Here is a 26,361-nt window from a genome sequence, read left to right as displayed (position 1 = left end):
GTGTTCTCCTAGGCGCTCAGGCGCTGATTTCATTGCGCCGGCGCAGGGCGGCGGCGATCACCATCACCAACACCGAGAGGCCGATCAGCAGCGTCGAAGCGACGGCGATCACAGGCGTCAGGTCCTGGCGCAGGGTGGTCCACATTTTTACCGGCAGGGTTTGCAGGGTCGGGCTGGCCATCATCACGCTCAGCACCACCTCGTCCCACGACACCAGGAACGCGAACAGGGCGCCGGCAACCATGCCCGGGCGAATCGCCGGGAACGTCACCTTGAACACCGCTTGCAGGCGTGAGGCGCCGCAGATCACCGCCGCGTCCTCGATGGATTGGTCGAACAGCTTGAGCGAGTTGATGATCGAGATAATGGTGAAGGGCAGTGCGACGATCACGTGACTGACCACGAACGCGAACAGCGTCCCGGTGTAACCCAGTTTCAGGAACAGCGCGTACACCGCCACCGCGATGATCACCAGCGGCACGATCATCGGCAGGGTGAACAGGCCATAGAGCAGTTCCCGGCCCGGGAAACGTCCGCGGACCAAGGCAAACGCGGTGGGCAAACCCAGCGCCACGGCGCAGACGGTGGTCAGGACCGCGACCTTGAGGCTGGTCAGCGCCGCGCTCATCCAGTCGGGGTTGGAGAAGAACTGGCCGTACCATTTCAACGTCCAGCCCGGTGGCGGGAACACCAGCCACTGGGATGAACCGAACGACAGCAGCACGATGAACACGATCGGCAACAGCAGGAACAGCGCGATCAGGCCGGTGGTGAAGTACAGGCCGAACCGCATGCGCCGGCTCATGGCATTGGGGGTCAGGAGCATGACGGCTTACCTCGCGTTGCTGGCACCCACCGGGGATTCCGGCTGGAGCTTCAGGTAGAAGTAGAACAACACCAGGGTGATCGCCACCAACAAGGCGGCGCCGGCACTGGCCAGGCCCCAATTGAGGAACGACTGCACCTGCTGGATGATGAATTCAGGCAGCATCATGTTCTGCGCACCGCCCAGCAGTGCCGGGGTCACGTAGTAACCGAGGGACATCACGAACACCATCAACCCACCGGAGAACAGCCCCGGTCGGCACAGTGGCAGGAACACCCGGAAGAAGTTGGTCCAGGGGCTGGCGCCACAGATGGAGCCGGCCTGCAGGATCATCGGGTCGATAGCCTGCATGGTTGCCTGCAACGGCAGGACGATGAACGGGATCATGATGTAGCTCATGCCGATCACCACGCCGGTGAGGTTGTGCACCATCTCCAACGGCTGGTCGATGATGCCCATGGCCATCAACGCCTTGTTGATCACCCCGGAGGCTTGCAACAACACCAGCCAGGAGTAGGTGCGGGCCAGCAGGCTGGTCCACATCGACAGCAAGACGATGTTCAGCATCCAGCGCCCCCAGCCTCGGGGCACCAGGGTGATGGCCCAGGCCAGGGGAAAGCCCAGCAACAGGCTGAACAGCGTCACCAGCCCGGCCACCGAAAAGGTGTTGAACAACACCCGGGCATAGGCCGAGTTGGCGAACAGTTGCTCGTAATTACCCAAGCCGGGCACCGGTTCCAACACCCCACGCAACAGCAGGCCAATCAGCGGCGCCAGGAAGAACAGGCCGAGGAACAGCAGGGCGGGAACCAGGTTGCCGACCCCGCGCCAGCGCTGGGCCAGCGACGGGTTTTGCGCAGTCGCCAGCGTCTTGCCGGTTGCCGTACCGGCAGCGCCAAGGGCGCTCCCGGTGCGGGGTGTCGTTGCCGACATTTTCATTTCACCAGCCATTCGTTCCACCGTGTCGCGATGTCCTGACCGTTCTTGGCCCAGTACGCGAAATCAAGCGTGATCTGATCCTTGGCGTAGGCGGTCGGCAGGTTGGGGGCGAGCACCGAGTCCAGGCGCGCGACGCTGTCGACGTTGACCGGGGCATAGGCGGTCAGGTTGGAAAAGTCGGCCTGGCCCTTGGCGCTGCTGGCGTTGGCCAGGAACTTCATGGCTGCGGCCTTGTTTTTCGAACCCTTTGGGATGACCAGGATGTCGGCCATGACCAGGTTCTGCTTCCAGCTCACGCCAACCGGCGCGCCGTCCTGTTGCAGGGCATAGATGCGCCCGTTCCAGAACTGCCCGATGCTGGCTTCGCCGGAGGCAAGCAGTTGCTGGGACTGGGCGCCGCCGCCCCACCAGACGATGTCTTTCTTGATGGTGTCGAGTTTCTTGAAGGCGCGGTCCAGGTCCAGCGGGTAGAGCTTGTCTGCCGCGACGCCATCGGCCAGCAGGGCCAGTTCAAGGACGCCTGGGCTCGGCCATTTGTACAGGGCGCGTTTGCCCGGGTAGGTTTTGGTGTCGAACAGGGCGGTCCAGTCCTGGGGCTTGCCGGAGCCCAGCTTGCCTTCGTTGTAACCGAGGACGAACGAGAAGTAGAACGAACCGACACCGTGATCGGAGACGAAGCGCGGGTCGATCTTGTCGCGCTGGATGACTGAGAAATCCAGGGGTTCGAGCAGGCCTTCAGCGGCGGCGCGCAAGGCGAAGTCTGCCTCGACATCGACCACGTCCCACTGCACGTTGCCGCTTTCGACCATGGCCTTGAGCTTGCCATAGTCAGTCGGGCCATCCTGGACCACGGTGATGCCGCTGGCCTTGCTGAACGGGTCGGCCCAGGCCTGCTTCTGCGCGTCCTGGGTGCTGCCGCCCCAACTGACGAAGTTGACGCTTTCAGCTGCCAACGTTGCCTGGCTGGCGACGCTCAACAGGCCCGCAAAAAAGATTGCGGCTGCACTTTTCTTCAACACCATTTTCACGCCCTCATTGTTGTGTTTTTGAGCGGGCTTTTGTTGCCCGCCTATCGGGAGCAGTAGGTCCATCTGGCCTTAAAGGCGACCGTGCCAAGGGCTCTTGTTTGTGCTTTCCCTGTCAGGGGGCACTTGGCTGAAGTGTTCGGTCTATGGAATATCATATTATGGTATTCCAAACTTTCTGCAAGCATTTTGCCGTACCGGCTATCTGCCTGAATGAGTTTTTGTGTACCTCTGTGGGAGCGGGCTTGCTCGCGAAGACGGCCCAACATTCAACATTGCTGCAAGCTGATCCACCGCTTTCGCGAGCAAGCCCGCTCCCACAGGTCCGTGTATGTAGGCTCGGCCCTAGCCGCTAAAGGGAATACTCTCCACCACCTCCAAGTCATACCCCGTCAACCCCGCGTACTTGAGCGGCGGGCCCAAATGACGCAATTTGCCGACGCCCAGGTCTTGGAGGATCTGCGCCCCGGTGCCCACTTCAGAATAGATGCGCGATTGCGACCGGCTGAACTGTCGCGGCGGCTGGGTCAGTTGCGGTACACGCTCGAGCAGCGCCTGGGACGACTCGTGGTTGGCCAGCACCACCACCACGCCACAGCCTTCTTCGGCGACCCGTTGTAGGGCCGCCCATAGGGTCCAGTTGGAAGGACCGTGGTATTCGGCGCCCACCAGATCCCGCAGCGGGTCGATCACGTGCACCCGCACCAGGGTCGGTTCTTCCCGGCGAATGTCGCCCATGACCATCGCCATGTGTACGCCGCCTTCGATGCGATCTTCGAAGGTGAACAAGCGGAATGTGCCGTGCACCGTGGGCAACTCCCGTTCGCCGATGCGCAGCACGGTGTGTTCGGTGCTCAGGCGGTAGTGGATCAGGTCGGCGATGGTGCCGATCTTGATTCCGTGCTTGCGGGCGAACACCTCCAGGTCCGGGCGGCGGGCCATGGTGCCGTCGTCGTTCATCACTTCGACGATCACCGATGCTGGCGTGAAGCCGGCCAGGCGCGCCAGATCGCAACCGGCTTCGGTGTGTCCGGCGCGGGTCAGCACGCCACCTTCCTTGGCGCGCAACGGGAAGATATGCCCCGGCTGCACGATATCGGCGGGCCCCGCGTCGGCGGCAACGGCGGCGGCGACGGTACGCGCACGGTCGGCGGCGGATATGCCGGTGGTCACGCCTGTGGCGGCTTCGATAGAAACGGTGAACGCGGTGCTGAACACGCTGCCGTTGCTCGGTACCATTTGTTCCAGACCCAAGCGCTGGCAGTGTTCGTCGGTCAAGGTCAGGCAGATCAGCCCGCGGGCTTCCCGGGCCATGAAGTTGATGGCCTGGGCGTTGCAGCAGTCGGCGGCCAGCAGCAGGTCACCTTCGTTTTCCCGGTCTTCGTCATCCACCAGCAACACCATCTTGCCCAGGCGGTAGTCTTCGATGATTTCCTGAATGCTGTTAAAGGCCATGTCGGGCTCTCTTTGTTTTGATGGGCGCTTGCTGGAATTATCTTGTGGTATACCATAATACAAAATAACCCGAGAGGTCACTATGAAGGCGTACTGGATTGCTCATGTGGATGTCACCGACCCCGATCAATACAGCCAATACACCCAGCGGGCGCCAGCGGCGTTTGCTCTGTATGGCGGTCGGATGCTGGCTCGGGGCGGGCGTAGCGAGGCGATGGAAGGCAGGGCTACGCCGCAACGTAGCGTGGTCATCGAGTTCGACTCCTACGAGCAGGCGCTGGCCTGTTATCACTCGGAGCAGTATCAGGCGGCGAGGGGGCATCGCGAGGGCGTGGCCCGGGCCGAGGTGATCATCGTCGAGGGCGTGGCGCCCTGAGGCCTGTCAGCGGATGAAATGGATCTTGCCGCTGTCGTCGTTGCCGATGTAGATGCCATAGACCCCGGCCTGGCGTTCCTCGATGTATCGTTCGAGGATCTGCCGGATGGCCGGGTAATAGATGCTGTCCCACGGAATGTCTTCCGGGGCGAAGAACTGGCAGGCGAGGGTTTCCGGCCCGTACTGGCCGGTGATCTCCAGCGCTGTAGCGCGGAAGATGATGTACACCTCGCTGATCTTCGGCACGCTGAAAATCGAGTAGGGCGAGACAATTTCCGCGCGCACGCCGGTCTCTTCCCAGACTTCCCGCAGCGCCGCGTCCTCAGTGGTTTCGCCACCTTCCATGAAACCGGCCGGCAAGGTCCAGGTGCCGGGGCGCGGTGGGATGGCGCGCTGGCACAACAGGTATTTGCCGTCCTGCTCGATGATGCAGCCGGCAATGATCTTCGGGTTGACGTAATGGATGTAGCCGCAGCCGCCGCACATCAGTCGCTGGTGGGTATCGCCCGCTGGCAGGCGGTGACTCAGGTCACTGCCGCCACACTTTGGACAAAAGCTCGGGCTGAACATATCAGCGACCTATGCGAGGTTCTTTCAGGGCGATGGGCGCCGTGATTTCAGGGATGTCGCCGGTTTCTTCCTGCTTGCGCTTGAGGTAGTCCAGAGCGACCTTGGCGGCGGCGCGCACGTGGTCGACGCACGCCTGGTGGGCGGCCAGCGGATCGCCGCTCTTGATGGCCTCGACCATGCGTTCCATTTCCTGGTTGCTGCTGCCGCGACGGTTTTCCTGGGACACCGATGTGGCCCGCAGGTAGCTGATGCGGGCCTGCAACTGGCGCAACTGGGTGGCGGCGACATGGTTGCCGGAACCTTCGAGCAGTACGTCGTAGAAGCCCTGTACCGAGTCGATGACCTGTTGCAGCTCGCCATCCTTGAGGGCCTTGCGGTTCTCTTCCAGGGCTTTCTCCAGCGCCTTGATGTCCTTGGCCTTGGCCCGCAGGGTGAAGAGCTGGACGATCAAGCCTTCGAGCACACAGCGCAATTCATAGATGTCGCCGGCATCGGCCAGGGTGATGATCGCCACCCGTGGTCCCTTGGCATCGGCGAATTCCACCAGGCCTTCAGACTCGAGGTGACGCAAGGCTTCGCGCACCGACGTGCGGCTCACGCCCAGGCGATCGCACAGATCGCGTTCGACCAGGCGATCGCCCGGCAGAAGCTGGAAGTTCATGATGGCACTTCGCAATTTATCCAGCACGATCTCGCGCAGGGTAACGGGGTTGCGATTGACCTTGAAGCTGTCGTCGAGTGGCAGGCGTTTCATGGGGTCCGCTCTGTAATATGGCTGTCCATGCCAAACGGGCAACATCCGTGCACGTTCAGATCAAACAGCCGAGGGTTGACTGGAGGCCTCGGCGTCGGCTTCGGCGAAGGCTTCACGGGCAAGCCGGAAACTGTCCACGGCAGCCGGGACGCCGCAATAGATACCGACCTGAAGCAGAATTTCGCGTATTTGCTCACGACTCAAGCCGTTACGCAAGGCGCCACGCACATGCAGCTTGAGTTCGTGGGGGCGATTGAGTGCCGAGATCATCGCCAGGTTAATCATGCTGCGTTCCTGGAGCGACAAACCCTCACGACCCCAGACATGGCCCCAACAGTATTCGGTGACCATTTCCTGCAAGGGACGGGTGAAGTCGTCGGCGTTCTCGATGGAGCGCTGCACATAAGCCTCGCCCAGCACCTGAGTGCGGATCTTGAGGCCTTGTTCGTATTTATCCTTGCTCATCGGTGTGTGCTCTTAAGTCAGCCCATCACTCAGGGGCGTGGGGGCTAGTATAAAAACGGGCCGCACCAGGGAGTGGTGAGGTGCAACCCAAAAGTAACCTCAGGCCAGTGCCGGCAGTGGGCCCAGCTTGCCTTTGTGGTAGATCATCGGTGTGACCGGCTGTTCGGGCAGGATCAGGTGCTTCACCGCGCCAACGATGATCGCGTGGTCGCCGCCGTCGTATTCGCGCCACAGTTCACATTCGATAATCGCCGTGGCCTTGCTCAGCAGTGGGTTGCCCAGCGCGCTGAGGTGCCAGTCGATGCCTTTGGCCTTGTCCTTGCCTTTGCCTGCAAACGCGTAGGCTTCGGCGGTCTGGTCGGCGGACAGCAAGTGGATCGCGAACTGCTTGCTGTCCCGCAGGATCGGGTAGGTGTCGGAAGCGTAGTTGGGGCAGAACAGCACCAGCGCCGGATCGATCGACAGCGCACTGAAGGCGCTGGCGGTGATGCCGACGATATTGCCGTCCGGGTCCAGGGTGGTGACCACTGTGACGCCGGACGGGAAGGAGCTCATGACTTCTTTGTAGATGCCGGGTTCGATCATTTCTCAGGACTCCTAGCGCATCACGAACGGATCAGGCATGGGCGCCTGGGAAAGATTGATCCACACCGTCTTCAGTTCGGTATAAGCCAGCACCGAATCGATGCCGCTTTCGCGTCCATAACCGCTGTTCTTGAAGCCGCCGATGGGCGCCATCGCCGAGACCGCACGGTAGGTGTTGACCCAGATGATCCCGGAGCGCACGTCCCGGGCCAGACGATGGGCCCGTCCCAGGTCGCGGGTCCAGATGCCGGCGGCGAGGCCGAACTGCGAGTCGTTGGCAATCGCCAGCGCCTCGGCTTCGTCCTTGAAACGGATGACCGAGGCCACCGGGCCAAAGACTTCTTCCTGCATGATCTTCATCGAGTTGTGGTCGCATTCGAACAGGGTCGGTTCGTAGAACCAGCCGTCGCCCAAGTTCTGCGGACGCTTGCCGCCCAGGCGCAGGCGCGCACCTTCGGCGATGGCATCGGCCACTAAGCCTTCAACCACGGCCAGTTGCTGGGCGGTGGCCATGGGGCCCATTTCACTGGCGTCTTCCTGCGGATTGCCAATACGGATGCGTTGGGCGCGTTCGATCAGGCGCGAGACGAACTCGTCATAGATTTCGTCCTGCACCAACAGCCGGGAACCGGACACGCAGCTCTGGCCGGATGCCGCGTAGATCCCGGCAATCGCCCCATTGATGGCGCTGTCGAGGTCGGCATCGGCAAAGATAATGTTCGGTGATTTGCCGCCCAGTTCCAGGGACAGTTTGGCGAAGTTCTCCGCGCTGCTGCGCACCACATGCCGGGCCGTGGCGGCGCCGCCGGTGAAGGCGATCTTGCGCACCAGCGGATGGCGGGTGAGGGCGGCGCCGGTGCTTGGGCCGTAACCGGTGACGACGTTGACCACGCCCGGCGGAATCCCGGCTTCGAGGGCCAGGCGAGCCAGCTCCAGAACGGTCGCCGAGGCGTGCTCAGACGGTTTGATCACGATGGTGTTGCCCGCCGCCAGTGCCGGGGCGAGCTTGATCGCGGTCAGGTACAGCGGGCTGTTCCAGGGAATGATCGCCGCGACCACACCCATGGCTTCGTGCACGGTGTAGGCAAACAGGTCCGGCTTGTCCAGCGGCAGGGTACCGCCTTCGAGTTTGTCGGCCAGGCCGGCGGTGTAGTGGAAAAACTCCGGCAGGTAGCCGACCTGGCCACGGGTTTCGCGGATCAGCTTGCCGTTGTCGCGGCTTTCCAGCTGGGCCAACTGTTCTTTGTTTTCGGCGATCAGGTCACCCAGGCGTCGCAGCAGTTTGCCGCGAGCGGTGGCGGTCAAGCCACGCCAGGCCGGGCTCTCGAAAGCGGCCTGCGCTGCCTGCACGGCGCGCTCGACATCGGCTTCGTCGGCATCGGGCAATTCAGCCCAGGGCTGGGCCGAGGCCGGGTTCAGGCTTTCAAAAGTCTTGCCGCAGAGGGCATCGACCCATTCGCCGCCGATGCACATCGAAAAACGTGCGAGTGTCATGCAACGATCCCCTTTATCTGGTTTTGTCGGGCGCTTGCCGTGTCGAGAAACGCCAGCAGCAACTGGTTGACCAGGCGCGGCGATTCTACCGGCATCATATGCCGCTGCTCGGCGAGCACGGCAACGGTGGCGCCAGGAATTCGCTCGGCCAGCTGCCGGGCCATTTCCGGCGTCGAGCCGGGGTCCAGTTCGCCGGTGGCGATCAGCGTCGGCACCTGGATATTGCCCAGGTCATCGGCGCGGTACATGTCCTGGGTGGCGAACAGTTCATAGGTGGTCAGGTAGCCCTGGGGATCGTTACCCGCCAGGGTCTGGCGCAGCGCGGCAATCTGCGCCGGGTTGGCCGCCTGGTATTCGCGGCTGAACCAGCGCGACAGCGCGGCCTCGGCATTGGCGTCCGGCCCGTGTTCGGCGGCCTGGGCGGTGCGGGCGATGACCCCGGCACGCTGTTCGGCGCTGCGGTTGAACACGCTGTTGAGCACCACCAGGCCGTGCAGGCGCTGCGGGTAATGCAAGGCAAACGCCCGGGCCACCAGGCCGCCCATGGAGAAACCGATCACCGTCGCCTGAGGCAGTTGCAAATGATCGAGCAGCTCCAGCAACTGGTCGGCGTAGCCCAGCAGGGCGGTGCCGCTGTCGGGGCGCGGGCTGGCACCGTGGCCGAGCATGTCGTAGGCAATCACTTGGTATTTCGTGGCCAGGCCAACGATCTGGCCACCCCACATTTCTTTGTTCAGGCCCACACCGTGGATCAGGACCACGGGCTGGCCTTGGCCGGTCGCCAGGTAACTGGTGCCGGCCGGGGTGAGTTCAGCGGTGAGCCGAATCATGGAGCGCTCCTGCATGCCTTTTTTATTGTGGTTGCCCAGGCTGGATTACTGCGCATTCTCGGCGGCCAGTTCTTCCAGGTCGATGTAGCGGTTGCCGATACGCGGATGCAGGCGGCCGCCATCGGCGCAACCGAGCACCACGACAATTTCGTCGGCGCGCGGGGCGTCTTCAATCTGCATTTCCAGGGTGATGTAGTGCGAGCGCAGGCCTTCGTCGTCCTTGTGCATCATCGGGATCTGGATCGATGTGCCCGGGCCGCCGCGTTTGTTGGTAAAGCTCAGGTAGCTCTTGGCTTTGACCGCTTCACGATAATGGTTGCCGAAGCGCAGGGTGTGGATCACGGCGGAGGCGTGCTCGATTTCGCCATCGGCACCGACCACGGCGGCTTTGCCATAGGCTTCGATCTTCTGCGCACCGCCGATGATACCCACCAGGCGCTCGACCATCAGAGCACCGAGGTCGGAGCAGTTGGCGCGGATTTCCGGTTTCAGGTCTTCAACGAAGCCACGGCCCAGCCAAGGGTTTTTCATCACCACCGCCAACCCGACCATGGTCACCGGCTTATCGCTGGCCTTGCCGCCTTCGATAAAGGTTTCTTCGACATAGCTGACGATCTTGCGAATTTCGAAACTCATGAGCTGCTCCGTAGGAGGGTGGAAATTGGTCTGTGCGTATGATGGTATACCATAATATTGCTAGCGCAAGTGGCGGTTGGGCGTTTGTGCGTGGGAAGGCGACAGAAGGCCGCCCTGGCCAGCAGGTAGCCGTGGCGGGGGATTCGGGGGATTTTAAGAGGCGAGGGTCTGGCGCCCGGAATTACCTGGGCGCCAGGGCGGGCTCAGCGGCGTTTGCCAAATACTGTTTTCGGCGATTTGCCAAAGAACCGGGTGAATGCGGCGCTGAAATTATTCGGGAATTTGTAGCCTACCTTGTAAGCCGCCTGGGCGACCTGGCAACCGCTTTCAAGCAATGTGTAGGCCTTGCGCATGCGGATCTCGTGAAGCATGCGGTGGGGCGTGGAGTTGAAGCGGTAGTGCAGGCCTTCCTTGAGCTTGAATTCGTTGAGCCCGACCGCGGCGCACAGGTAGGGAATGGTCAGCGGCTGGTCCATTTGCTCGATCATGATGTCCCGTGCCTGGTCGAGCTTTTCGATGTCACTGGCGCTGAATTGCGGGTTCTGGATACAGGTGGGTGGGCTCAGCAGTTTCAGCTGTTCGGACAGCAGGCAGAGGGTGTGGATGTGCATGTCCAACGCACCGGTGGCGCCCTGGTTGAGATAGCGCGCCAGGGCGGTGGCGTGGCTGGCGCTGGTAGCCGAGGTTTTCTGGAAGGCCAGTTGGCGCACATTGCCGTTGCCCAGCAACTGGCGGGTGCGCTGCTCGCCGATGTATTTGTTGAGCATGCTTTCACCGATCAACAGCCTGAGCTGGGATACGGTCGTCCCGGCTTCGTAGCACCGCTCGCCCAGGCTTAATTGGAACGAGGTGATGGTGGTGTAGCCGGCTCGGAACGACACTGCCGAACCGTCGGCGCCCTTGTATCCGGAATCGCCTTGCATACCGAACGTGATGACCAGCATGTGCCGATTGTGCGGGCTGACGGTTTCTTCGATCAGATTACGTGTGGGCCGGTAGCGCGAGCGCACCACCATCAGGTCGTTGTCGACGAAATAGCGCTCGGAATAGCACTCGCCCAGTTCCCCCGGCAGTTGCTGACGTGTCCAGCCACAGGGGTCGTTGCTGATCAGCCGCGAGTGCGTTGGCGCAACTCGATATGACTGGGAAATCTTCTGTAAGGCCGCCACTTTTATTGTCCTCCTTGGTTGACTCTGGCTTGCATATGGATTGATCCAGATTCCATATGAACTACATGATAACTATTCTCATTAATCAATACCATGTTTGCATCTCAACTGCTATCGCAAGAACGAGGCGGTCGTTGATTCATTGATGGGGAGTGCGATGGGCAAGCCTGTATTGAAAGCCAGCGGTTACATGCTGTGCATCGGTTGCTGTCTGGGTGCGGCCGTGAACGTGGCGGCGCAGACCGAGCTGGCGCCGGTCACGGTGACGGCGAACAAGATTGAACAGGCTCAGGAAACGGTTCCCGCCAGTCTGTCGGTGCTATCGGGCGAAGACCTGCGCAAGGGCGGCATCAGTGACCTGCAAAACCTGGCGCGAGCCACTCCCGGCTTTACTTTCCAGCCATTCGGCCAGTCGGGTACGAACCTGCCTGTGGTGCGTGGCCTGACTGCCAGTCCTACGGCGTTTTCCTCTTCGATGCTGATGTTGGTCGACGGCGTGCCGACCTTGATGGGGCAGGGCTTTGACCACAATCTGCTGGGCGTGGAGCGCATCGAAATCCTGCGCGGCCCCCAGTCGACCCTGTATGGCCGCAACGCAGAAGCCGGCGTATTGAGCATCCACACTCGCCAGCCCGAAGCACTGCCCTACGCCCGGATCGAAGGCGGTGGCGGCAGCCGCGACGAGCGTATCTTGGGCGTTGATACCAGTGCCGCGCTGCTCCCGGACATGCTGTACGTCGGGGTTTCCGGACAATGGCAGGCGCGCGATGGCTACATCGACAACGACTGGCGCGGCGGGCAAGCCGATGATCGCGAACGTCACAGCGCCCGCATGGTGCTGCGCTGGACGCCCACGTTGGCCACGGACGTCAACCTGCGTTACAGCCGCCAGGATTATCGCGACGGCGGCTCTCAGTGGGGCCCGGCGGAGTCATCCCGGCGCCAGGTACGCTCCGGCACCTCGAGCTGGAACCATTCCAGCGGTCGCAGCCTGTCTTTGGACGTGCTGCATGAGTTCGAATCGGGCCTGAAGTTGCGATCGATCACCGCACGCAATGATTTCTACGACCGGGTTCGCCAAGACACCGATTTCCAGCCGGTCGACCGCTTCCACGTCGCCCGTGATTACCACTTCAACACGTTGTCCCAGGAGTTCCGTCTGGAGGGCCAATGGGATGAGAGCCAGTGGCTGCTCGGCGTCTATGCGGACCGCGATGATCACGACCTGTCTTACCAACAGAAATTGCCCGGCGGCCTGTCCCGCACGGATGTGCAATTGGGTGGCAACACCACGGCGCTGTTCGGCCAGTGGCTGATGCCCTTGGCCGAACGCTGGACCCTGACCCTCGGCGCCCGCGTTGAACAGGACAAAGTGCACATCGACCCCCGGGGTGCTGGGCGCCAGAGCCAGGCATGGCAACGCTTTACCCCCAAGGTCTCGCTGCAATACGAGTGGCAGCCGGATGCCTACCTGTACGCCAGCTATGCCGAAGGTTTTCGCGCCGGCGGTTTCAATGCCTTTTCCAGCGCCGCCAATTACCCCGGTTATGACCCGGAAAAGGTCAAGACTTATGAGGTCGGCGCCAAGGGCTGGCTGGACGACCGGCGCCTGCGTTATTCGGCGGCGCTGTATTGGATGGACGTGCGCGACATGCAAGTGCAGCAACTGCTCCAGCCGGGCGTGGTGTACATCACCAACGCGGCGTCGGCGCATTCCACGGGGATGGAGCTCGAAGCCCAGTACCTCCTCGCCGACAACTGGACGCTGGTCGGTTCCGTGGGCTTGAACCGCACCCGTTTCGAGCGTTTCAGCGACGGCAACAATGACTACCAGGGCAATCGCAATCCCTACGCCCCCGACTTCACCGGCCATCTGAGCCTGCGCTACGACGCCCCCACCGGTTGGTGGACCCAGGGTGGCGTGGACGTGGTCGGCAAGACCTACCTGGACTCGGCCAACCAGTACAGCCGTGGCGGCTACGGCTTGATCAACCTCAATGCCGGTTATGACTTTGGCCAATACGGCATCAGTGCCTACGTGAAGAACGCCGCCGACAAGCGCTACGACGCCGTCGGCTATTTGAACGGCACCGCGCGGGTCTACAGCCCGCCAAGGGAAATCGGCCTGCGTGTGAGCTATGAACTGTGAGCTGCGAATGATGAATGGAAGCGACCTGGCAACACCACATCCCCTGCAACCCTACTGGGATCTGACCCTGGCCGGCGTGCGCGCCGACGCCTTGCGCATCGCGCTGGAATGGAAGCTGTTCAACTTGCTGCAAGTGCCTGTCACGGCACAGACCATTGCCCGGCAGTTGCAACTCGACCCCGTCAACACCGGTTACTGGCTGGAAGCGCTATGGAGCATGGCCTTGCTGGTCCGTGACCAACAGCAACCGCCGCGTTACCACAACGCCGCTGTGGCCCACGACTACTTGCGCGCCGAGGCACCGGATTACTGCGGTGATGCGTGGACGTTCCGTCTGCGCGGGCTTCGGCATTTCGGAGGGCAGTTGGGCGACCAGGTACGGGCGGGTCAGCCCAGCGGACAGGCGCCGAACGTGGCGACCACCATCGAGAACTGGACGGCCGCTGCGCGTTTGCAACTGGCCCAGGAGCAACGGGCGGTTACCGTAGAGGTGGCGTTGCGCCTGATGGCAGGGATTCCCGAGTTCGTCCACGCCCGTCGATTCCTCGACCTGGGGGGCGGCCCAGGGCTGGTTGCGATTGCTTTGGCCCGGGATAACCCGATGTTGAGTGGTGAAGTGTTTGATTTCCCCCAGACCGTCAGCGTGGCGGCGGAAAATATCCATAAGGCCGGCCTCCAGCAGCGCCTCGGGGTCCGTGGCGGAGACCTGGCAAACGACGACATCGGTGAGGGTTATGACCTGATCTGGTGTTCCTCGGTGCTGCACTTTGTCCCGGACCTGGCCGCCAGCCTCAAGAAAATCCACGCCGCGTTGCGTCCTGGCGGCGTGCTGGTCAGTGCTCATGCCGAAGTCCCCCTGGACCCGGAGCTGGCCCGGCGGGTCATGCCTTACTACCTGTCGATGCAGATGCTCGGTCGCCAGGTCACCCACGCCGGCGGCCTGGCCGATGCATTGACCCAGGCCGGTTTCGTCGATATCGACCATTACCCAGAAGTGGCCTTTGCCGTCGCGCCGGTCGCGGTACAAGTGGCGCGTAGGAGTCATCCATGAAAGGTCAGGAAAGCGCCCGTATGTGGCGCCTTCAGTTGCTGTTCGGCTGGCTCCATTTCGTCCTTGCAGTACCCAGCATCTACCTGCTGCTGGGGCTTCCGTTGGTCATGCGCGAACACGGCTGGTCCGGCACCGACATCGGATTGTTCCAACTGACGGGGCTGCCAGCGGTGTTCAAATTCCTGTTGGCCTTGCCCGTGCAGCGGTATCGCGCGCCCCAGGGGCACTATCGCCTTTGGGCGCTGGGGCTGTGCCTGCTGCTGGCGCTGCTGCTGGTGTTGGCCAGTCAGCAGGCGATGACCACCAATCGCCTGGTCCTTTTCGGCCTGGCTTTTGCCGCTGGGGTGCTGGCGACCTGGGCCGACATTCCGGTCAATGCCCTGGCCATCAAGTTATTGCCACAAACGCAGCGATTGCGGGCAGGGGGTATTCGTTCGGCGGCGCTGTTCCTCGCCGCCATTGTGGGCGCCGGGGTGATGCTGTTGGTGCAGCAGCGCTGGGGCTGGCAGGCGCCGTTTCTGTTGATGGCCGCCGGGCTGTTGCTGGCGCTGCCGTTTCTCGGGCGACTGCACGAGGCGGATGTCCTGGCTGTCGAGTGCCAGGCAACCCGGCCGGCACTGGTGGATTGGTCGGGTTTTTTCCGGCAGCCCGGCGCACGTCTGTGGATCTGGCTGCTGCTCAGTGGTTTCCCCTTTCTCGGCGCCGCGTGGCTTTACCTCAAGCCGCTGTTGCTGGACCAGGGGATGCCTGCGCAGCAGGTGGCCTGGGTTGCCGGCGTCGGCGGCGGAGTAGTCGGTGTCCTGGCGAGCATTCTGGGCGCCAGGCTGGTGCAACGCCTGGGCCCGGCCTGGGTGACGCCGTGGTTCATGGTCGGGGCCTTGGTGGCGCTGCTGGCCTTGACTGGCGCGGTATGGCTCCAGGCCTCGACCTTGTGGCTGGTGGTGGCGGCTTATCTATTGGCCACGGCCATGGGCGCGGTATCGAGCCTGATGTTTGGCCTGATGATGTTTTTCTCCCGCCAGCAGCACCAGGCCGACGACTACGGCCTCCAGGCCAGCCTGTTTGTGCTCACGCGCCTGTTGGTACCGATCGGCGCCGGAGCGCTGCTCGATCGCAGTGGCCCGGCGGGAATGCTTGTCGGCTTGTGCCTGGCAACGCTCGGCGTGTGTGCGCTGGCGATGGCTGCGCGACGTTCGATTGCCCAGGCCACGGTGGATGCCTGTATCCCCGACGACCGAGCTGACCGAGCTAAAAGTAAACCCGCCCCACAAGTTAGTTAGACTCAATAGGAATGGAGTCCATGAAGGCAACCTTAGGTATCTGTTTGATTACCCAGACGCAGCCTCTGATCGAGGATGTGGCATTTGTCGTTGATTATTTGCAGGCCTGCTTGCAGCCTCCGGCAAATAATCCCGATTGGCCGATCTCGATCAGAGGCAATGAGCCAATGCATCGCGCCTTGGGCCCCAGGCCCCACGGCGAAGCGGTCCTGGAGACCCTGATGGTCCAGGCCCAGCGCTATTTACAGGGCAACCCGTGCGTAGCTGCGGCCGTGCCCGACTTGTGGGTGCTGACCTTTGATTCAGCCCAGGCCGCCCGGCAAAGCTTACGACGACAGACCCCGCCGTTGTCCAACGAGCTATTCATTCTCGATCTTTGCCAGCAAACCGAGGCGGGGGATCAGGACCCCTTCGATGAACTGATCGCTGCCGCGCCCGGCTCACGCCTGTCACCCCATTCGGCGCTGCTGTATTGCGCCTTGCCGGCGCTGCCGGGCTGGATGAACCGGATCGGCGGCAACCGTCATCTGCGGGTCACGGGACAGGACCGGGCCGCGCGTCGGGCGGACCTGCTGCGAATCATCCTCGATCACCTGGAGCACGCGCACTTCAACCGTTTGCTGGCGCGCTCCATCAGCGGTCCGCTGCTGTCGGTGAGCCTGGCGACGGAAATCACCCGGTTCATGTGCAACCGCTGGCAACAACGCTGGGACTTTCATGCCTACACCGGATCGATGGTGGCGGGGCTGATCCAGTCGATGCAGCAGAACGTCGCCGGCACCGGCGTGCGTTGCCTGAGCGGCTGCAACGAACACAGCCTGGCGGTCAGCGCCATGGCTGGCTGGCAACTGTTCGGCCGGGCCTACGTGATTGCCGTGACCTCGGGCATGATCGATGAGTTTCGTGGCACCCTGGCCAATCTCAAGCGCCTCGGTGCCCCGGGGTTGATCGTCTGTGCCGACAGCCCGGAGAACGTCTGGTTTGCCTTCCAGGGTACCCACGACCTGGACAATGATGGCTGTCGGGTCATCGAAGCCCGGGGTTTGCGCCAGGTCTTCATCCGCAAGGTCGAGGAAATCGGCCCGCGCCTGGAAGAGGCGTTCGCCATGCTCGCCGAACGGCCCGAGCCGGTGTTTATCCTGGCCACCCAGGGGGTACTTGAATCCCGGCCACTGGTGCCGCTGGACGTACGCCTGCCCGAGGTCATGCCGGTGCCGACCTGGCGCCCCGACGCACGACAGGCCGCTGCGCTGGACCAGGCCCTGCATCTGATCAATCACGAGTCGGTGCACCTGTTATGGCAGTGCGGCAAGCTCAGCGCCGAGCAGCGCCGCCGGGTCCATGCCCTGGCCGAGCGTGGTGCCATCGGCCTGGCTGACAGCATTACCCAACCCGGCAGTGTCGGTCCCTATTACGAGGGGCGGGCGGTGCCCGAATACCTTGGGCCACTGTCTCTCTATGGGTTCAGCCGGCGGGTGTACCAGTTCATGCATTGCGAGCATGAGTTGAACGGGGCCCAGGACCACTGCGTGTTCTTTCTCAAGGGCAAGGTCGACCAAGCCTCCACGCCATTTTCCGAAGGCAAGCTCAAGCGTCAGCTGCGGGTGGTCCAGGTCAATCATGAACCACGGCACCTTTCACCGTTCACGGACCTGGCGCTGGACGTGCCGCTGGATGTGTTCCTGGACCATATCGAGCGTGGATTGCAGGTCGAGCCCCAGGTGCTCGCGTTGCGGCGTGACAAGCTGCGGGAGATGGCGCAGCGCAGCGAAACCGTGGCGGCGGATCACATCGAGACCCTGCCCATGACCGCCAACTACTTTTTCCATCGACTCGGCCACCTGGTGCGCGAGCTGATCGAGCACCAGGGTTATCGCTATATCGGTGTCTACGATGTCGGCCGCTGCGGTATTTCGGCGGTGCGTAACGTGCCACGTACCGACCCGGGTTTTTCCGGATGGTATGGTCGGGCGTTGATGGGCGATGCGCTGATGGCCTTGCCCTATATCGCCATGACCGCCGAGGGCAATGTCCTGGCCTTTATCGGCGATGGTGCCCGGGCGCTGGTGCCGGATATCGAGGCACGCCTGGCGCAAGGATTGGCCCAGGACCCGTGCGCGAACCAGCGCAACGTCAGTCTTTTCTACCTCACCAACGGCATGTTGTCGTTGATCCAGACGTACCTCGATAAACGCTATGCCCACAACGGTGCCCAGCAAGTCGCCGTGACCAGCGCCGCGGCAATGGCCGCGCCACTGGAACGGATCGGGGCCATCAGTGTGCACCGCGAACGCCTGGTCAACTTCGACGAAGCCGCCTTGCGCCAAGCCCTGACACAACCCGGACAACTGAATATTTTCGACGTATTGCTGGCCCATAACTCGGAGGGCGACGGCTTGAGCCTGGTCTCCGAAACCGCCTGGAACCGTCAATGAACCCTCGCCAAGGACGCACCCCTATGAAATTCGGCTTCATCGCCCACCCGACCTCCATTGCCCTGCAACGTCAGGTGAAGATCATCGACCTGTTGGACCGCACGCTCGCTGAACAGGACCGCGGGTATCAGGCTCAGCTCTGGAAGTCGCGCAACCTGGTGCCGTTCGCGGACTTCGGGCGCATCGTCAGCGCCAGCGGCGCGGTGTGCGAGGGCATCTTGCATTACCTGCCGCTGACCGCCGAGCAAATGCTCAGCCAGCCGCGAACCATTGCCGCACGGGTACTCGAAGGCGTACACAGCCTGCAGGAGCAGGGCGCGCAACTGGTAGGTCTGGGTGGCTTTACCGCGATTGTCGGCAACCGCGGGTTGCAGACCCTGGACCGCAGCGGTGTACCGGTCACCACCGGGAACTCGTTGACGGCCTACGCCGCCTACAAGAACGTGCTGGAGGCCATGGCCCGGCTGGAGGTGGCGCCGGCTGACAGTGAAGTGGCGGTGGTTGGTTATCCCGGTTCGATTGCTTTGGTCATCGCCAAACTACTGGCCCGCGACGGTTGCCGCCTGCGCCTGGTCCATCGTGGCAGCGCGGAGCAGGGCCGTGAAAGCCTGGCCTGGCTGCCAGCGCAATTTCACGGCCAGGTGCAACTGACGACGGATATCGACAGTTGCTACGAGCACGTGCGTTTTTACGTAGCGGCGACGTCCAGCGGCGGGGTGATCGACCCCTACCGACTCGCGCCGGGGTCGGTGGTGGTGGACGCCGCGCTGCCCCGGGATGTGCTGCCGTTTCATCAAGACCGCCAGGACATCCTGATCTTTGACGGTGGCCTGGTGTCGGCCAGCGCCGATTTGCGTTTCGGCACTGAAACCCTGGGGTTGGCGCCGAAAAAATTCCTCAACGGCTGCCTGGCGGAAACCCTGGTGCTGGCGCTGGAGGGGCGTGCCGAGGCGTTTTCCATCGGTCGCGAATTGCCCGAGGAGCGGGTGCTGGAGATCGGCCGCATCGCCGAACTGCACGGTTTCTCACCGTCGCCCATGGCGTCTTATGGCGAGCGCCTGGCCGATGCGGATTTCCAGGCCCTGCGACGCTTCCATCGGACCACGAAAGTCCCCGCCGTCCTCGAACAAGCCGCCGATCAGCCGGTAGCCCTGCGTGCCGAAGCCTTGCGTTGCTTCGGTCAGCACATCAACCCGGTGCTGCGTGAGTTCTACCAGTTCAACCACATCGAACGGGTGTTCACCCATGGCAGTGGTTGCTGGCTGACGGACCTGGACGGCGGCCGTTACCTGGATTTCGTCGCAGGCTATGGTTGCCTCAATACCGGACACAATCATCCGCACATCAACCAGGCGCTACAGGCGTATCTGCAACAGCAATACCCCACGTTCGTCCAATACGTGTCGGTGCCCTTGCAGACCAGCCTGTTGGCCCAGCGCCTGAGTGAGCTGGCGCCGGGGAACCTGGAGCGAGTGTTTTTCAGTAATTCGGGCACCGAGGCGATCGAGGCGGCGTTGAAGCTGGCGATGGCTGCCATGCAGCGACCTCGAGTCCTGTATTGCGACAACGGCTATCACGGCAAGACCCTGGGGGCATTGTCTGTCACTGGACGGGACAAGCACCGCGAGCCCTTCAAACCCTTGCTGGCGCGCTGCGATTCGATCCCTTTTGGCGATCTGGCGGCGCTGGAAGATGCCTTGCGCCACGGGGATGTCGGCGCCTTTATTCTCGAGCCGATCCAGGGTGAGGGTGGGGTGATCGTGCCGCCGCAGGGCTACCTGAAGCAGGTTCGCGCGCTTTGCAGCGCCTACGATTGCCTATTGATTGTCGATGAAATCCAGACCGGCCTGGGCCGCACCGGCAAGTTGTTCGCCTGTGAGTGGGAGGCGGTGGTGCCGGATATCCTGGTGCTGTCCAAATCGTTGTCTGGCGGTGCGGTACCCATTGGCGCGACGCTGTCCAGCGCGGCGTTGTGGGATCGTGCCTATGGCAGCATCGACACCTTTGCATTGCACACCTCGACCTTCGGCGGCGGCAACTTTGCCTCGGCTTCGGCCCTGGCGACGCTTGAGGTGATTGCCACAGAAGACTTGGCCGGCAACGCCGCCCGGGTGGGGGGGCAGCTCAAGCAGGCCCTGCAGGAGGCGGTCAGTCCGTACCCGTTCATTCGTGAAGTACGCGGCGTCGGGTTGATGATCGCCATCGAGTTCGAATACAGCTTCAAGGGCGGCGTCGAGGCCTTCGTGCGGGAATTCGCCAGCCGCATCCCGGGCAACGCCGCAGGCACCTACCGCATGCTTTCGGGCAAGGCCAAGCGGCATATCGAGGAGGCCATCAGTGAGGTGGAGAAAAACTTCGAGGAGATGTTCGTTTTGCGTTTCGTCAGCAAATTGTCCCAAGAGCATGGTGTGCTGACTTTCGTCACCGCCAACAACAACCGGGTCATGCGCATCCAGCCACCGCTGGTGCTTACTGATGTCGAAGCGCAGCATTTTGTCGACGCCTTCAGCGCCGTGTGCAAGGACATGTCGACTTTTCTCGCCTGACCGGTCGAATGACCTGCAAAAGCCCTCGAAAGAGGGCTTTTGTCTATCTGTCGGGTGTTTTTGTGGCGTGGGAGTTACTGCGAAGTTTCTCCTCGATCCATGCTGTCGATAAACGCATATCGCGTAATGGCCATTCTAAATGCATACGAAAACGGACCTTGTGCATATGAAATTCAAAGCCCTTTGAATTGATTAATCAAAGACGCTGCATGAGAATTACTTACATTCAGTAACAGGTATTAAACATGAAACTTCCTCCGCTTGTCGCTGCTGTTTCGAGTCTAAGTAACGAAGAGATAACCCGTTACAGTCGACACTTGTTGATTCCTGATGTGGGCCTGGAAGGGCAGTGTCGTTTAAAAAGCAGCAAAGTATTGGTGATCGGTGCCGGGGGGCTGGGTTCGCCGGCGTTGCTTTACCTGGCGGCGGCCGGTATCGGTACCCTGGGCATCATCGACTTCGACCGGGTGGACGAGTCCAACCTGCAGCGCCAGGTGATCCACCGGGTTGCCACGGTGGGCCAATTGAAAGTTGACAGTGCCGCCGAGGCCATCCACGCGCTGAACCCCTATGTGAAAGTCGAACGTCACGAACAGCGGCTGGAGCCGCAAAGCGCCGTGCAGTTGTTCAGCCAGTACGACCTGATCCTCGATGGCACTGACAATTTCGCCACTCGTTACCTGGTCAACGATGCCTGTGTGTTGGCCGGCAAACCCTATGTCTGGGGTTCGATCTTCCGCTTCGAAGGCCAGGCCTCGGTGTTCTGGGAAGACGCCCCGGGCGGGGTCGGCCTCAACTACCGCGACCTATACCCCGAACCGCCTCCGCCCGAGCTGGCGCCATCCTGTTCCGAGGGTGGGGTGCTGGGCATTCTGTGTGCATCCATCGGCGCAATCATGGCCACTGAGGCGATCAAGTTGATCACTGGCATCGGCGATAGCCTGCTGGGGCGCCTGATGGTCTACGACGCGCTGGATATGACCTACCGGCAGATGCCGTTGCGCCGCTCCCCGGGCCGCCAGCCCATCACGGCCCTGAGCGACTATCAGGCCTTTTGCGGCCTGAGCGCGCCCCAGGGTGTGCAGGATTCGGACATTCCCTCGATCAGTGCCAGGCAATTGCAGGCGTTGCGTGAAAGCGGCCAGAACGTGTTGTTGATCGATGTGCGTGACCGCGCTGAATGGGACATCGTGCGGATCCACGGCGCCCAGCACCTTCCCAAGGGCCCGAAGACGGCAGAGCTGATCGAAGCTCGGTTCGGCAAGCAGGCCAATCTGGTCCTGCACTGCAAAACCGGTGTGCGCTCCAAGGCGGTATTGCGTGAACTCCAGGCGCGAGGCTTCAGCAACGTACGCAACCTTGAGGGCGGCGTGCTGGCCTGGGTCCGGGATATCGACCCTGCGTTGCCGGCCTACTGAACCTGAAGATGAGGACCGAGGATGTTGAGTATTCGTGCCGGCCTACTGGAAGCCATGCTGGAGCAGGCGCGGCGGGATCATCCATTGGAAACCTGCGGCATTGTCGTCGCACCGGCAGGTGTTCGTACCGCCGAACGATTGGTGCCGATGGACAACGCCGCCCGTTCGCCAACGTTCTTCAGTTTTGATCCCAGGCAACAACTGGCGGTCTGGCGAGCGCTGGATGAGCGAGACGAGGAGTGTCGGGTGATCTATCACTCCCATACCGCCAGCATCGCCTTTCCGAGCGCCGAAGATGTGCGTTTTGCCGGTGATTCATCGGTGCATTACGTCATTGTTTCAACACTGCAGACGGTTGATGAGTGCATTCGAAGTTTTCGAATCATCAATAACAAAGTGACCGAAGAGCGTATTTGCGTGGTTCGCTGAAACTTATAAGCGGCGTCGCTCAATTAAGTAATCAATGATCAAAGAGCTGTATAAGGCTCAGGGAGTTTTGCATGTCGATTTTTGTCACGGTGCCAACTTTGTTGCGTACGTTTACCCAAGATCAAAAACGCGTCGAAGTCCAGGGGCAGACCGTTCTTGAAGTCATCGAAGACATGGAAAAACAGTATCCGGGGGTCAAGGAACGACTGATCGGCGACGGTCAGGTGCATCGTTTCGTGAACATCTACGTCAACGATGACGACATCCGCTTTGCCGACAATCTCGCCACCACGCTCAAGGCCGGCGACAGCCTCACCATCCTCCCCGCCGTCGCTGGTGGTTGAGGCCGGACGCTGACCCGGGGCTGCGCGCGGCACCTCACCAGAGGCCCGCGCGTGGCGGTATGGAAACCTGCTGGTGTATGTCTTATGTCGCGTCTTCTACAAGGTTGCAGCCTCTCTGGCTGTGTTGAACAGGTGCCCGCCGGCTTTGCTGCGCTGGCCGCGTCACTGCGCTACCAGGCGACGGCGCTGGGCCTGGAGCACCACCACTCCCAGGGTGATCCGCTGGCTTGCGGTCTGGGGTTTGCCTTTCATCATCCGGATCTTTCGCCCATCGAAGGGGTGATTCACGGGTGGCCCGATGGCCGTGCCCACGGTGTCACCGAACACACCGTGCAGGCGGCCTGCGGATTGATGTCGGTGCATGGCCGGGCCAGTGGCAAGGCCCAGGGGCTGGGGCTCGATTATGTCTCGACCTTGAGCGCCAGCCTGGCCCTCCAGGGCGCGCTGGCCGCCGCCCTGGGGCAGTTGCGTGGCGGTCGTTTCAGTCACGTCAGCAGTTCCCTGGGCGCCGCCGGGGTGCTCGGTGTTGGTCAATACCTGGCCGGTGCCACGGCCTTTGATGAGGCCGAACGGCTGCTCCCCGGCGCGACCTGTTCGAAGAATCGTCCACCTTTCGTTTCCGCCGACGGTGTGCATTTCGAACTGGAAACCCTCGACGCCGAGCCTTGGCGACGTTTCTGGGCTGCGGTGGGCATCGACGCCGAACAGGCCGGGCAGGGCTGGAAGGCGTTCCTGTTGCGTTACGCCAAGGCGGTTGCGCCGATGCCAACGGTGTTTCGCCAGGCCTTGGCGCGGCTGTCCATGGCTCGCATCAGTGCCTTGTGCGCGTTGAACGGCATGGCTGTGTGCCCGCTGCGCAGCCTCGCCGAGCGGCGTGCCGACGAAGATTTGCCCGGGCAATTGAAACAAGGCCCTTGGGCGTTCGACTGCAGCGCTGCCGATGGCCGGACATTGCCCGCGCTGGCACTGGGCGAGTTGCCCTTGAGCGGTCTGACGGTGATTGAATCCTGTCGCCGGATCCAGGGGCCGTTGGCCGGTCATTTACTGGCGATGCTGGGTGCCGAGGTGCTGCGCATCGAGTTGCCCGGTGGCGATCCGTTGCGGGCCATGCCGCCGTGCGTCGACGGCGTGTCGGTGCGCTTCGATGCCCTCAATCGCCTCAAGCAGGTACGCGAACTCGATATCAAGTCAGCCGCCGGTCGCGAAGAGCTCTACGAGCGGGTCCGTCATGCTGACGTGTTCCTGCACAACTGGGCACCGGGCAAGGCGGCGGAGCTGGCGCTGGACCGCGCCGACCTGGCACGGATCAACCCGGGCCTGGTGTATGCCTATGCCGGTGGCTGGGGCCATGACCGCCCGGGTGAACCCTTGCCGGGCACCGACTTTGTTGTCCAGGCATGGTCCGGTGTCGGCGAACAGATCGGCCAGGCCTCGGGCTCCCCGGGTGGCTCGCTGTTCACCGTGCTCGATGTGCTGGGCGGTGTGGTCGCCGCCCAAGGGGTGACCGCCGCCCTGGTCCATCGTGCCCTCAGCGGCCAGTCAGTGCGCGTCGACAGCTCCTTGCTCGGGGCGGCCAATTTATTGTGTGCCCCATCACTGCAGGACGCGGATCAGCCCCAGGCCAGCCTGCTCAAGGGGGTGTACCCGACCCAGTCCGGGTTACTGGCGATCGATTGCCAGACCCCGGCGCAACTTGAACAACTGAACCGAATCCTCGCCCTGGACCCGCAAACCAGCCCGCAGAGGTTGGACGCATTGCTGGGCAGCGCCCTGTCTTCGCAAGCGGCCGCGACCTGGGAACAGGAGCTGGACGCCGCTGCCATACCGGCCTGCGTGGTCGTAGACGACCTGTCGCAGCTGGCCCAAGACCGCCGATTGAAGCCGTGCTTAAGCCTCAATGCCTATACCTCAGTCAACGCTCACTGGAGTTTTCGATGAATAACGCAGGCATCATTGATCTGGTTCCCGTTGAGGTTCGCAGTGTCTGGGAACGTGACGGAACCTACCCCAACCGTTCGGTTTACCAACTGTTCCGCGAGCACGCCCAGCGTGAGCCGGAAAAAACCGCCGTGCTCTCACCCGAGGGCACCCTCAGTTATGGCCAGTTGCATGACTATGCCTTGCGCATGGCCGCCGGACTGCGCGCCGCCGGGATCATGCCCGGCGATGTGGTGGCCTATCAGCTCACCAACAGTTGGCGTTGCTGCGCCATCGACCTGGCTGCCGCGGCGCTGGGCGCCGTGGTTGCGCCGTTTCCGCCAGGACGCGGCAGCCTGGACATCCAGGCACTGGTGCGGCGCTGCGATGCCCGGGCCGTGATCGTTCCGGCCGAGTATGCCGGCATCGATCTATGCCAGGTCGTCGAGGCACTGCGCCCGACCTTGTTGTCACTCCGGGTGTTGATCGTCGAGGGCAGTACCCGCGATGGCTGGTTGAGCCTGCAGGACCTGCTCGAAACCGAGCCCCTTGAAGCGGCGCAACTGCCCCAGGTTTGCCCCAATTCACCGGTGCGCCTGCTGGTGTCTTCCGGCACCGAGTCGGAACCCAAACTGGTGGCTTACTCGCACAATGCCCTGGTGGGCGGACGCGGGCGCTTCCTGCAACGCATCCATCCCGAGGGCGCCACGTTCCGCGGGTTGTACCTGGTGCCGCTGGGCTCATCGTTCGGTTCCACCGCCACCTTTGGCAGCCTGTCGTGGCTCGGTGGGTCGATTGCCGTCCTGCCGCAGTTCGATGTAGCAGCGGCTATCGAGGCCATTGAACGGCTGCGCCCGACCCACATCCTCGGAGTGCCAACGATGCTTCAGCGCATCGCAGCCGATGCACGTCTGGCCGAAGTCGACAAATCCAGCCTGCAGGGGTTGATCTGCGGCGGCTCGCTGATCGACGAAGTCACGGTGCGCCGTTGTGTCGAGGCCTTTGGCTGTGGCTTCATCAGCCTGTACGGTTCGGCGGACGGGGTGAACTGCCACAACACGCTGGACGATGCGCTGGAGGTGGTGTTCTACAGTGTCGGCCGACCGAACCCGGCGGTGTGCGCCATCAAGATTTTCGATGAGCAGGACCAGGAACTGCCCCAGGGCAGCGTCGGTGAAATCCGCGCGCGGGGGCCCCTGAGCCCGATGCAATACGTCAACGCTCCGGAACTCGATGCGCAGTATCGAGACGCCGAAGGCTGGGTCAAGACCGGCGACCTTGGCTACATCGATGCAGACGGCTATTTGATTCTGGCCGGACGCAAGAAAGACATCATTATCCGTGGCGGCGCCAACATCAGCCCGGTGCAGATCGAAACCCTGGCGACCGGTCATCCCGATGTGGTCAGTGTCGCCTGTGTGGCCGTGCCGGACCCGGACCTGGGCCAGCGCGTGTGCATTTGCGTGACCCTGCGCGAGGGCGCGCCGCGCTTCAGCTTGAGTGAATTGACCGACTACCTGCGCGAGCAAGGATTGGAAGTCAATAAACTGCCCGAGTACCTGCGCTTCTATAAACAGCTGCCGCTGACACCCGCGGGCAAGATCGACAAGAAATCCCTGGCCGCCGAAGTGGCGTTCCTGGAGAGCGGGGCGGGCATCGCATGTTGAG

General features: G+C 62.4%; 23 protein-coding genes. 11 read left to right on the top strand and 12 right to left on the bottom strand.

Features of this window, described 5'->3' with window-relative positions; translation table 11 throughout:
* Positions 1-16: 16 nt before the first annotated feature.
* The 4 genes from ACWNZ1_RS09805 to ribBA form a co-directional block, all read right to left on the bottom strand.
* Positions 17-826, bottom strand: a complete 810-nt coding sequence (locus tag ACWNZ1_RS09805) for an ABC transporter permease (RefSeq protein ID WP_256453206.1) — start codon at positions 824-826, stop codon at positions 17-19.
* A gap of 6 nt (positions 827-832) precedes the next feature.
* The gene (locus ACWNZ1_RS09800; RefSeq protein ID WP_135848011.1) at positions 833-1,765 is read right to left on the bottom strand and encodes an ABC transporter permease; all 933 of its coding nucleotides are present in this window, start codon (positions 1,763-1,765) and stop codon (positions 833-835) included.
* Positions 1,762-2,787: an ABC transporter substrate-binding protein gene (locus ACWNZ1_RS09795; RefSeq protein ID WP_135845700.1), complete on the bottom strand. Its 1,026-nt coding sequence runs from the start codon at positions 2,785-2,787 to the stop codon at positions 1,762-1,764. Before ACWNZ1_RS09795 ends, ACWNZ1_RS09800 begins: the two co-directional genes overlap by 4 nt.
* A 348-nt stretch (positions 2,788-3,135) precedes the next feature.
* The gene (gene ribBA / locus ACWNZ1_RS09790) at positions 3,136-4,245 is read right to left on the bottom strand and encodes a bifunctional 3,4-dihydroxy-2-butanone-4-phosphate synthase/GTP cyclohydrolase II (RefSeq protein ID WP_256453205.1); all 1,110 of its coding nucleotides are present in this window, start codon (positions 4,243-4,245) and stop codon (positions 3,136-3,138) included.
* Positions 4,246-4,327: 82 nt separating this feature from the next.
* Between ribBA and ACWNZ1_RS09785 the strand changes: the two genes are divergently transcribed.
* A complete protein-coding gene (locus ACWNZ1_RS09785; protein ID WP_256453204.1) occupies positions 4,328-4,621 on the top strand; it encodes a DUF1330 domain-containing protein in 294 nt (97 codons plus the stop codon).
* Positions 4,622-4,627: 6 nt separating this feature from the next.
* Here the strand turns inward: ACWNZ1_RS09785 and ACWNZ1_RS09780 are convergent, their stop codons facing one another.
* From ACWNZ1_RS09780 to ACWNZ1_RS09745, 8 genes are all read right to left on the bottom strand, one after another.
* On the bottom strand, positions 4,628-5,191 hold the full coding sequence (locus tag ACWNZ1_RS09780; protein ID WP_135845697.1) for an NUDIX hydrolase: 564 nt from the start codon (positions 5,189-5,191) through the stop codon (positions 4,628-4,630).
* A 1-nt stretch (position 5,192) separates the two neighbouring features.
* Entirely contained in the window at positions 5,193-5,945 is a 753-nt protein-coding gene (locus tag ACWNZ1_RS09775; RefSeq protein ID WP_135845696.1) for a GntR family transcriptional regulator, read from the bottom strand.
* A 60-nt stretch (positions 5,946-6,005) separates the two neighbouring features.
* A complete protein-coding gene (locus ACWNZ1_RS09770) occupies positions 6,006-6,410 on the bottom strand; it encodes a carboxymuconolactone decarboxylase family protein (protein WP_256453203.1) in 405 nt (134 codons plus the stop codon).
* Between the two features lie 99 nt (positions 6,411-6,509).
* Positions 6,510-6,995, bottom strand: a complete 486-nt coding sequence (locus ACWNZ1_RS09765; RefSeq protein ID WP_135845694.1) for a flavin reductase family protein — start codon at positions 6,993-6,995, stop codon at positions 6,510-6,512.
* A gap of 12 nt (positions 6,996-7,007) precedes the next feature.
* Positions 7,008-8,489, bottom strand: a complete 1,482-nt coding sequence (locus ACWNZ1_RS09760; RefSeq protein WP_135845693.1) for an aldehyde dehydrogenase — start codon at positions 8,487-8,489, stop codon at positions 7,008-7,010.
* Positions 8,486-9,319: an alpha/beta fold hydrolase gene (locus tag ACWNZ1_RS09755; RefSeq protein WP_256453202.1), complete on the bottom strand. Its 834-nt coding sequence runs from the start codon at positions 9,317-9,319 to the stop codon at positions 8,486-8,488. Before ACWNZ1_RS09755 ends, ACWNZ1_RS09760 begins: the two co-directional genes overlap by 4 nt.
* A 45-nt stretch (positions 9,320-9,364) precedes the next feature.
* Entirely contained in the window at positions 9,365-9,955 is a 591-nt protein-coding gene (locus ACWNZ1_RS09750) for an amino acid synthesis family protein (protein ID WP_256453201.1), read from the bottom strand.
* 203 nt (positions 9,956-10,158) lie between these two features.
* Complete coding sequence (locus tag ACWNZ1_RS09745) at positions 10,159-11,124, bottom strand: helix-turn-helix domain-containing protein (protein ID WP_135845690.1); 966 nt, start codon at positions 11,122-11,124, stop codon at positions 10,159-10,161.
* 157 nt (positions 11,125-11,281) lie between these two features.
* Here ACWNZ1_RS09745 and ACWNZ1_RS09740 point away from each other — a divergent pair, with 157 nt between their 5' ends.
* The 10 genes from ACWNZ1_RS09740 to ACWNZ1_RS09695 all read left to right on the top strand — a co-directional run bounded on the left by ACWNZ1_RS09740 (position 11,282) and on the right by ACWNZ1_RS09695 (position 26,360).
* On the top strand, positions 11,282-13,273 hold the full coding sequence (locus ACWNZ1_RS09740; RefSeq protein ID WP_456027603.1) for a TonB-dependent receptor: 1,992 nt from the start codon (positions 11,282-11,284) through the stop codon (positions 13,271-13,273).
* Positions 13,274-13,283: 10 nt separating this feature from the next.
* The gene (locus ACWNZ1_RS09735; protein WP_135848010.1) at positions 13,284-14,324 is read left to right on the top strand and encodes a methyltransferase; all 1,041 of its coding nucleotides are present in this window, start codon (positions 13,284-13,286) and stop codon (positions 14,322-14,324) included.
* Positions 14,321-15,604, top strand: coding sequence for an MFS transporter (locus ACWNZ1_RS09730; protein WP_135845688.1), 1,284 nt, complete (start codon positions 14,321-14,323; stop codon positions 15,602-15,604). The genes ACWNZ1_RS09735 and ACWNZ1_RS09730 overlap by 4 nt, the downstream gene beginning before the upstream one ends.
* A 167-nt stretch (positions 15,605-15,771) precedes the next feature.
* Positions 15,772-18,039, top strand: a complete 2,268-nt coding sequence (locus tag ACWNZ1_RS09725; protein WP_256453199.1) for a decarboxylase — start codon at positions 15,772-15,774, stop codon at positions 18,037-18,039.
* A 23-nt stretch (positions 18,040-18,062) separates the two neighbouring features.
* Positions 18,063-20,585, top strand: a complete 2,523-nt coding sequence (locus ACWNZ1_RS09720; RefSeq protein ID WP_256453198.1) for an aminotransferase class III-fold pyridoxal phosphate-dependent enzyme — start codon at positions 18,063-18,065, stop codon at positions 20,583-20,585.
* A gap of 245 nt (positions 20,586-20,830) precedes the next feature.
* A complete protein-coding gene (gene moeB / locus ACWNZ1_RS09715; protein ID WP_135845685.1) occupies positions 20,831-22,003 on the top strand; it encodes a molybdopterin-synthase adenylyltransferase MoeB in 1,173 nt (390 codons plus the stop codon).
* 21 nt (positions 22,004-22,024) lie between these two features.
* Positions 22,025-22,432, top strand: coding sequence for a Mov34/MPN/PAD-1 family protein (locus tag ACWNZ1_RS09710; protein WP_135845684.1), 408 nt, complete (start codon positions 22,025-22,027; stop codon positions 22,430-22,432).
* A 71-nt stretch (positions 22,433-22,503) separates the two neighbouring features.
* Positions 22,504-22,776, top strand: coding sequence for a MoaD/ThiS family protein (locus ACWNZ1_RS09705; RefSeq protein ID WP_135845683.1), 273 nt, complete (start codon positions 22,504-22,506; stop codon positions 22,774-22,776).
* An 84-nt stretch (positions 22,777-22,860) separates the two neighbouring features.
* On the top strand, positions 22,861-24,714 hold the full coding sequence (locus ACWNZ1_RS09700; RefSeq protein WP_456027602.1) for a CoA transferase: 1,854 nt from the start codon (positions 22,861-22,863) through the stop codon (positions 24,712-24,714).
* On the top strand, positions 24,711-26,360 hold the full coding sequence (locus ACWNZ1_RS09695) for a class I adenylate-forming enzyme family protein (RefSeq protein ID WP_135845681.1): 1,650 nt from the start codon (positions 24,711-24,713) through the stop codon (positions 26,358-26,360). Before ACWNZ1_RS09700 ends, ACWNZ1_RS09695 begins: the two co-directional genes overlap by 4 nt.
* Position 26,361 lies beyond the last annotated feature (1 nt).

The sequence above is a fragment of the Pseudomonas sp. CFBP 5748 genome (assembly GCF_053850495.1).
This window is presented reverse-complemented; position numbering and strand designations above follow the sequence as displayed.

What these genes read in the sequence shown, in the direction of transcription:
- ACWNZ1_RS09805 (WP_256453206.1), bottom strand. Translation starts at nt 826, where the DNA reads ATGCTCCTGACCCCCAATGCCATGAGCCGGCGCATGCGGTTCGGCCTG.
- ACWNZ1_RS09800 (WP_135848011.1), bottom strand. Translation starts at nt 1,765, where the DNA reads ATGAAAATGTCGGCAACGACACCCCGCACCGGGAGCGCCCTTGGCGCT.
- ACWNZ1_RS09795 (WP_135845700.1), bottom strand. Translation starts at nt 2,787, where the DNA reads ATGGTGTTGAAGAAAAGTGCAGCCGCAATCTTTTTTGCGGGCCTGTTG.
- ribBA (WP_256453205.1), bottom strand. Translation starts at nt 4,245, where the DNA reads ATGGCCTTTAACAGCATTCAGGAAATCATCGAAGACTACCGCCTGGGC.
- ACWNZ1_RS09785 (WP_256453204.1), top strand. Translation starts at nt 4,328, where the DNA reads ATGAAGGCGTACTGGATTGCTCATGTGGATGTCACCGACCCCGATCAA.
- ACWNZ1_RS09780 (WP_135845697.1), bottom strand. Translation starts at nt 5,191, where the DNA reads ATGTTCAGCCCGAGCTTTTGTCCAAAGTGTGGCGGCAGTGACCTGAGT.
- ACWNZ1_RS09775 (WP_135845696.1), bottom strand. Translation starts at nt 5,945, where the DNA reads ATGAAACGCCTGCCACTCGACGACAGCTTCAAGGTCAATCGCAACCCC.
- ACWNZ1_RS09770 (WP_256453203.1), bottom strand. Translation starts at nt 6,410, where the DNA reads ATGAGCAAGGATAAATACGAACAAGGCCTCAAGATCCGCACTCAGGTG.
- ACWNZ1_RS09765 (WP_135845694.1), bottom strand. Translation starts at nt 6,995, where the DNA reads ATGATCGAACCCGGCATCTACAAAGAAGTCATGAGCTCCTTCCCGTCC.
- ACWNZ1_RS09760 (WP_135845693.1), bottom strand. Translation starts at nt 8,489, where the DNA reads ATGACACTCGCACGTTTTTCGATGTGCATCGGCGGCGAATGGGTCGAT.
- ACWNZ1_RS09755 (WP_256453202.1), bottom strand. Translation starts at nt 9,319, where the DNA reads ATGATTCGGCTCACCGCTGAACTCACCCCGGCCGGCACCAGTTACCTG.
- ACWNZ1_RS09750 (WP_256453201.1), bottom strand. Translation starts at nt 9,955, where the DNA reads ATGAGTTTCGAAATTCGCAAGATCGTCAGCTATGTCGAAGAAACCTTT.
- ACWNZ1_RS09740 (WP_456027603.1), top strand. Translation starts at nt 11,282, where the DNA reads ATGGGCAAGCCTGTATTGAAAGCCAGCGGTTACATGCTGTGCATCGGT.
- ACWNZ1_RS09735 (WP_135848010.1), top strand. Translation starts at nt 13,284, where the DNA reads ATGAATGGAAGCGACCTGGCAACACCACATCCCCTGCAACCCTACTGG.
- ACWNZ1_RS09730 (WP_135845688.1), top strand. Translation starts at nt 14,321, where the DNA reads ATGAAAGGTCAGGAAAGCGCCCGTATGTGGCGCCTTCAGTTGCTGTTC.
- ACWNZ1_RS09725 (WP_256453199.1), top strand. Translation starts at nt 15,772, where the DNA reads ATGCATCGCGCCTTGGGCCCCAGGCCCCACGGCGAAGCGGTCCTGGAG.
- ACWNZ1_RS09720 (WP_256453198.1), top strand. Translation starts at nt 18,063, where the DNA reads ATGAAATTCGGCTTCATCGCCCACCCGACCTCCATTGCCCTGCAACGT.
- moeB (WP_135845685.1), top strand. Translation starts at nt 20,831, where the DNA reads ATGAAACTTCCTCCGCTTGTCGCTGCTGTTTCGAGTCTAAGTAACGAA.
- ACWNZ1_RS09710 (WP_135845684.1), top strand. Translation starts at nt 22,025, where the DNA reads ATGTTGAGTATTCGTGCCGGCCTACTGGAAGCCATGCTGGAGCAGGCG.
- ACWNZ1_RS09705 (WP_135845683.1), top strand. Translation starts at nt 22,504, where the DNA reads ATGTCGATTTTTGTCACGGTGCCAACTTTGTTGCGTACGTTTACCCAA.
- ACWNZ1_RS09700 (WP_456027602.1), top strand. Translation starts at nt 22,861, where the DNA reads ATGTCGCGTCTTCTACAAGGTTGCAGCCTCTCTGGCTGTGTTGAACAG.
- ACWNZ1_RS09695 (WP_135845681.1), top strand. Translation starts at nt 24,711, where the DNA reads ATGAATAACGCAGGCATCATTGATCTGGTTCCCGTTGAGGTTCGCAGT.